Genomic DNA, 4,597 nt, shown 5'->3' with positions numbered 1-4,597 from the left:
GGTTAGAATGGGTGGAGGTGTCCGAAGAAGAAGCCATTGATTTGGACGAACTGGAAGACATGTTCCCGGATGACTTCTGCGGCGTGTAATCCCCTTGGGTAGAAATGGGGTAGATTTTGTTAGGCTGTGGGGGATTTTCTAACACGCCGGGGCTTTTTTGCCGGGCGGTTAGTGTGGATGTATTCCAATGCGGTATGTGTATATATAGCAAGAAGTGTCCTTGTCGGACAATTCTTGCTTTTCTCGCTTTGCTCAAAAAGATTTTAAGATTACCTTTGTGACATGGAAGTAAGACGGAACGAAAAGATTACATTCCGCTGTACCCGGTATGAAAAGCTGGCACTTGCGGAGCAGGCAGCCCGATGTAGCATGAGCACATCGGAGTATTGCCGGAGTTTGTCCCTTGGAGGTCGCCCAAGGGAAAGGTACACCGAGGAGGAACGGCAGCTTCTCCGGGACATAGCCCAGTTGAAAGGAACGCTCCAACGGCTGAACAACTACTTCGGTGGTCGCCAGTACCGGGAGGTATTTGAAGAGAATCAGGCACTAATCACCGAACTTAAAAAAATACTTTCACGATGATAGGGAAAGGAAAGAGCATATCGCATGGTACGGCTGCACTGGAGTATGACCTTGCCAAAGAGATAGACGGACAGACAGCAGCCATCGAGATAGCCCGGCATGAACTTTACGGGTGTACGGGTGCGGAAATGGTACAGGAAATGAAACCATACCACGCTGATTTTCCGAACGTAAAAAACAATTGCCTACGTTTCGAGGTCAGTCCTTCGATAGAGGAAAGCGCCACCTTTACGGATGCGGACTGGGCGGAACTTGGTAACGACTTCATGCAGCGCATGGGGCTGGCGAACCACCAGTACATCATCATCCGGCACAGCGGTACGGAGAGCAAAAAAGAACAAGCCCACCTGCATATACTGGCAAACCGGGTTTCCCTTTCCGGGGAACTGTACCGGGATAACTGGATAGGGAAAAAGGCAACGGAAGCCGCCAACGCCATAGCCAAGGAACGGAACTTTGTACAGTCGCAGGACATCGGCAAAGCCAACAAAGCGGAAATCAAGGAAGCCATGGACGACGTATTGAAGAAGATGCAGGGCTTTGACTTGACTAAATTCAAGGAAGAACTTGGTAGGAGAGGTTTTAAAGTTCGGGAAGCCAGGGCAAGCACCGGAAAACTTAACGGCTACTACGTCACAGCCCGAAGCGGTACGGAGTATAAGGCGAGCGAGATAGGGAAAGGCTACACTCTCGCCCATATCGAGCGGACACAAAGCAAACTGAAATATAACTCAATGAACATATCTCATGGAAACAAACTCACATCCGGAAGCGGTAGCTTCCACCGTTAAGCAGGGACAGTACAGCCCCCGGAAAAGAAAAGACACAGCACCAAAGGTTAACCCGCAGCTTGCGATAGAACTGTTTTTTCAAGAAATGGGACGTATTGAAGCCTATACAAAGCGCATAGAGGATGCAACATCCCGAAAGGTACAAATAGACGGGAAAAGCCTCGAAAGTGCCGAAAATCGCCTAAAAAACGTATTGTCGGACTTTGAACGGCAGGGGTACAGAATGAAAAACGGCGGTTATGTGGACAAACGGATTTCGTTCTACTCAATCCTTTGTGCTGTTATCTCCCTATTGTTCGCTTGTTTCATGTGCTATCTTTGGACGGATGCAGCCAAAGACCGGGACAACTACAAGCAGTATTATGAATACTTCCAAGAGCAGGCAAGGGAACAAAAGGGAAACAAATAAACTCTAACTTTACGAATTATGGGAACAACGGAACACGAAGAACCCCGGTTCTTCTTCATACTGAACAAGGGTGCGAAGTCCGGCGGCGAAATCACCCATGCTGTCCTAAACGGTAGTATCGTTTCGAAGCCGGCAGGCTGGGACGCCTTTCATGGGCTTGTACTGGCGAAAGAGAAACTAAGCAGCGAGGAAATACAGCGGCAGATGAAAGAGCTTGGTGTAGAAATGGAAATCGTTCCTCTGATTTGACAAGATTACCCCGGCTGAAATATACCGGGGTAATCTTGTCACTTATCCTTGATTTTCCCTTTAAGGGCGTTTATAATCCACCCTTTTGGATTTGTTTTTGTCCTTGATTTTCCTCTAAGTATGGCGAGTTCTGTCATGATGTCTGGAAGTTCCATTTGTGCTGTTACAAATAAATCCCGGTTGTTTTTGATTTCTTTATCGGAGAACTCCAAAGATGTTTTTAAGTAACTTATCACTTGCCTACCTAAATCCCATGAAAGCCCGGTTTGCTTTTGTAGCTCTTTTTTGTATAGCTCTGCATCACGATGCTCTGGCTTGAATATTGGATAGAAGTTGAAACTTACAATTTTTTTCCCCTCCTTGTTTGCGGACCATTCGAATGTATAAGGACTTAGTTCGTCCAGCTCATTTTTTGCAGGTTCAATTACTTTCCGGACAAAATCGTTTGTCTTTGCGTATTTATCTTGTACTTTAAACATTTCTTTGAGCTGTTCAAGTGGATAGATTAGTTTTGTTTTCTGACCGCTTAAAAGTTCGTAGAACCGCATAGAATATACACTCTTAAACTTCATCGCAGTGGCTAATTCGTATTTGCGAAACCCTTTTGAAAAATCTAAGCAGCAGTCCCATATGTGTGAGTCTATTTGGAATGATACAACAGATGAACGCTTCTTTATCTTTGGCAATGCAATAATAGAAATGCTTATCCATTCTTTTTCATCCTCATAGGTAAAGATTTTCTTTTGTAGAGATAACAGTGCTTGTTTTACACGTGTGTAGTTTTCATCACTTTCTCCATTTAGCAATGAAGCAATAGGCATTGTGATGTGAACGGTATCAAAAAGTGTGTGTTCTATTTTTTTACAATCAGTTGCAAACCTAACTCCTTGGAGTTCACCTTGAGCCATTTCTACAATTCTATAAAGTATGCGCTTCTCATAAACGGAAAAGTCATACTTGGCTGTCGTCATAATATAGCTTTGTATTTGGTCTTTATTGACGACTGTTACACTGTTGTTCTTCTGTTGTTTCGTTTTCATCATCTACACGAAAGGATAAAATACTGTTGGCTTTATCTATGTGAGGAGCGTATATTTCAGAAAATTTTGCGAGGATAGAAATTGCGTTTTTTACCCTTTCAAATTCTTCTTTCTTAAAATGAACTATGATTTTCTTCATCCTTTATTGATTATTAGTATGTTGCGCAAATATAATAAGTAATTACGACTTGTGCAAATGGAAATCGTAGATGATGCAAAATAACATTCAAAAAGTCGTATTTGGAAGAGAAAATAACATTCAAAAAGTCGTAGTAATGTGTTAAATAGCATTCAAAAAGTCGTAGTAATGTGTTAAATGAATTGTGTAAGCGGTTGGATTTCAGCGTGATTTTTAGTTAAAAAAAAAAGCTGATAAGCATATAAACAAGTTATGCTTTATAACAAGTCATTGATTTTTTACGGATAAGTGGTTGATTTACTGTCGGAAAAAGAAAAACAATAGGGAAAAAAAGCAAAGCAAAACCAACCAACGGGCGGTAGGACTGTGAACGGCTTTTTATGGCGTGTACACATTTGTGTACAAAAAGTTTGTATTTTATTGAAATATAGCTATCTTTGTACTGAATTTAAAAGCAAACAGATATGGAAGCATTATCAGTAAGAGAATACCGTAACAACCTCGCAGCGTCTTTCACCAAAGCTGACAATGGCGAGCAGGTACTAATTCGCAGGAAAAACGAGATTTACGCTTTGGTAAAAGTTGGTCGTGAAGATTTGATGATAACCCCGGAACTGCAAGCAAGGATTGACAAGGCAAGGGAAGAAATCAAATCCGGAAAGTGTGTTACCCTCAAAAGCAGTGAGGATATTGATGCTTATTTCGACAGTCTATGATGTACACAATTAGGGTTTCCGACGGGGTGGATAAGGTGATTGCCAAATGGAAGAAATCAAACCCCAATTTGTTCAAGAAGTATAAGAAAATCTACAAAGAATTGTTAGAGCACCCTAAGACTGGGCTTGGGCATCCCGAAGCGTTAAGGGGCGGTGGGGATATTACATGGTCTCGACACATTACCGCCCATGACCGGATAATCTATGACATTTACGAGGAAGTGGTAGAGGTCTACATTTTGGAGGTAGAGGGGCATTACAACGATAAATGATAAAACTGTTATGGTCGAATATTGTGTTTACTGGTTAGAGAACGGCGAGCCTATGCACGAGGTGTTCTCTAACCTTGCCGCCGCCGAGATGTACTCATGTGCGATAAGAGGGAAAGAAAACGTTGAATGGGTGGAGGTGTCCGAAGAAGAAGCCATTGATTTGGACGAACTGGAAGACATGTTCCCGGATGACTTCTGCGGCGTGTAATCCCCTTGGGTAGAAATGGGGTAGATTTTGTTAGGCTGTGGGGGATTTTCTAACACGCCGGGGCTTTTTTGCCGGGCGGTTAGTGTGGATGTATTCCAATGCGGTATGTGTATATATAGCAAGAAGTGTCCTTGTCGGACAATTCTTGCTTTTCTCGCTTTGCTCAAAAAGATTTTAAGATTACCTTTGTG

9 protein-coding genes are annotated in these 4,597 nt (G+C 42.8%); 7 read left to right on the top strand and 2 right to left on the bottom strand.

Features of this window, described 5'->3' with window-relative positions; translation table 11 throughout:
• Positions 1 to 282: 282 nt before the first annotated feature.
• Genes mbpA through BACFIN_RS05810 form a run of 4 tightly spaced genes read left to right on the top strand, consistent with a single transcriptional unit; the run spans position 283 to position 2,031 of the window.
• Positions 283 to 582 carry a mobilization protein MbpA gene (gene mbpA, locus BACFIN_RS05795; protein WP_005683055.1) on the top strand — a complete coding sequence of 100 codons (300 nt, stop codon included), beginning with the start codon at positions 283 to 285 and terminating at the stop codon, positions 580 to 582.
• Positions 579 to 1,373 (top strand): mobilization protein MbpB, encoded by a 795-nt coding sequence (gene mbpB, locus BACFIN_RS05800; RefSeq protein ID WP_007755894.1) that lies wholly within the window; start codon positions 579 to 581, stop codon positions 1,371 to 1,373. The genes mbpA and mbpB overlap by 4 nt, the downstream gene beginning before the upstream one ends.
• The gene (mbpC, locus tag BACFIN_RS05805; protein WP_007755893.1) at positions 1,330 to 1,782 is read left to right on the top strand and encodes a mobilization protein MbpC; all 453 of its coding nucleotides are present in this window, start codon (positions 1,330 to 1,332) and stop codon (positions 1,780 to 1,782) included. The genes mbpB and mbpC overlap by 44 nt, the downstream gene beginning before the upstream one ends.
• An 18-nt stretch (positions 1,783 to 1,800) precedes the next feature.
• A complete protein-coding gene (locus BACFIN_RS05810) occupies positions 1,801 to 2,031 on the top strand; it encodes a hypothetical protein (RefSeq protein WP_007755891.1) in 231 nt (76 codons plus the stop codon).
• A gap of 38 nt (positions 2,032 to 2,069) precedes the next feature.
• On the opposite strand, the gene BACFIN_RS05815 is transcribed toward BACFIN_RS05810, so the two are convergent.
• Both BACFIN_RS05815 and BACFIN_RS05820 read right to left on the bottom strand, forming a co-directional pair.
• Complete coding sequence (locus tag BACFIN_RS05815; protein WP_007755890.1) at positions 2,070 to 3,074, bottom strand: replication initiation protein; 1,005 nt, start codon at positions 3,072 to 3,074, stop codon at positions 2,070 to 2,072.
• On the bottom strand, positions 3,025 to 3,210 hold the full coding sequence (locus BACFIN_RS05820) for a hypothetical protein (protein WP_007560600.1): 186 nt from the start codon (positions 3,208 to 3,210) through the stop codon (positions 3,025 to 3,027). Before BACFIN_RS05820 ends, BACFIN_RS05815 begins: the two co-directional genes overlap by 50 nt.
• Before the next feature lie 464 nt (positions 3,211 to 3,674).
• Here BACFIN_RS05820 and BACFIN_RS05825 point away from each other — a divergent pair, with 464 nt between their 5' ends.
• From BACFIN_RS05825 to BACFIN_RS05835, 3 genes are read left to right on the top strand one after another with little or no spacing between them, the layout of a single operon-like run.
• Positions 3,675 to 3,926 (top strand): hypothetical protein, encoded by a 252-nt coding sequence (locus BACFIN_RS05825; protein ID WP_004295507.1) that lies wholly within the window; start codon positions 3,675 to 3,677, stop codon positions 3,924 to 3,926.
• The gene (locus tag BACFIN_RS05830) at positions 3,923 to 4,198 is read left to right on the top strand and encodes a type II toxin-antitoxin system YoeB family toxin (protein ID WP_004327436.1); all 276 of its coding nucleotides are present in this window, start codon (positions 3,923 to 3,925) and stop codon (positions 4,196 to 4,198) included. Before BACFIN_RS05825 ends, BACFIN_RS05830 begins: the two co-directional genes overlap by 4 nt.
• Before the next feature lie 10 nt (positions 4,199 to 4,208).
• A complete protein-coding gene (locus BACFIN_RS05835) occupies positions 4,209 to 4,406 on the top strand; it encodes a hypothetical protein (RefSeq protein ID WP_005683054.1) in 198 nt (65 codons plus the stop codon).
• The last annotated feature ends 191 nt before the right edge of the window (positions 4,407 to 4,597 follow it).

Origin of the sequence: Bacteroides finegoldii DSM 17565 (assembly GCF_000156195.1) — a bacterium.
Lineage (GTDB): Bacteria > Bacteroidota > Bacteroidia > Bacteroidales > Bacteroidaceae > Bacteroides > Bacteroides finegoldii.
Note: the sequence above shows the minus strand (reverse complement) of the source record. Positions and strands in the feature narration are given on the sequence as shown.

Coding starts and splice junctions, on each gene's coding strand:
- BACFIN_RS05835 (WP_005683054.1), top strand. CDS start 4,209: ATGGTCGAATATTGTGTTTACTGGTTAGAGAACGGCGAGCCTATGCAC.
- BACFIN_RS05810 (WP_007755891.1), top strand. CDS start 1,801: ATGGGAACAACGGAACACGAAGAACCCCGGTTCTTCTTCATACTGAAC.
- BACFIN_RS05815 (WP_007755890.1), bottom strand. CDS start 3,074: ATGATGAAAACGAAACAACAGAAGAACAACAGTGTAACAGTCGTCAAT.
- mbpA (WP_005683055.1), top strand. CDS start 283: ATGGAAGTAAGACGGAACGAAAAGATTACATTCCGCTGTACCCGGTAT.
- mbpB (WP_007755894.1), top strand. CDS start 579: ATGATAGGGAAAGGAAAGAGCATATCGCATGGTACGGCTGCACTGGAG.
- mbpC (WP_007755893.1), top strand. CDS start 1,330: ATGGAAACAAACTCACATCCGGAAGCGGTAGCTTCCACCGTTAAGCAG.
- BACFIN_RS05830 (WP_004327436.1), top strand. CDS start 3,923: ATGATGTACACAATTAGGGTTTCCGACGGGGTGGATAAGGTGATTGCC.
- BACFIN_RS05825 (WP_004295507.1), top strand. CDS start 3,675: ATGGAAGCATTATCAGTAAGAGAATACCGTAACAACCTCGCAGCGTCT.
- BACFIN_RS05820 (WP_007560600.1), bottom strand. CDS start 3,210: ATGAAGAAAATCATAGTTCATTTTAAGAAAGAAGAATTTGAAAGGGTA.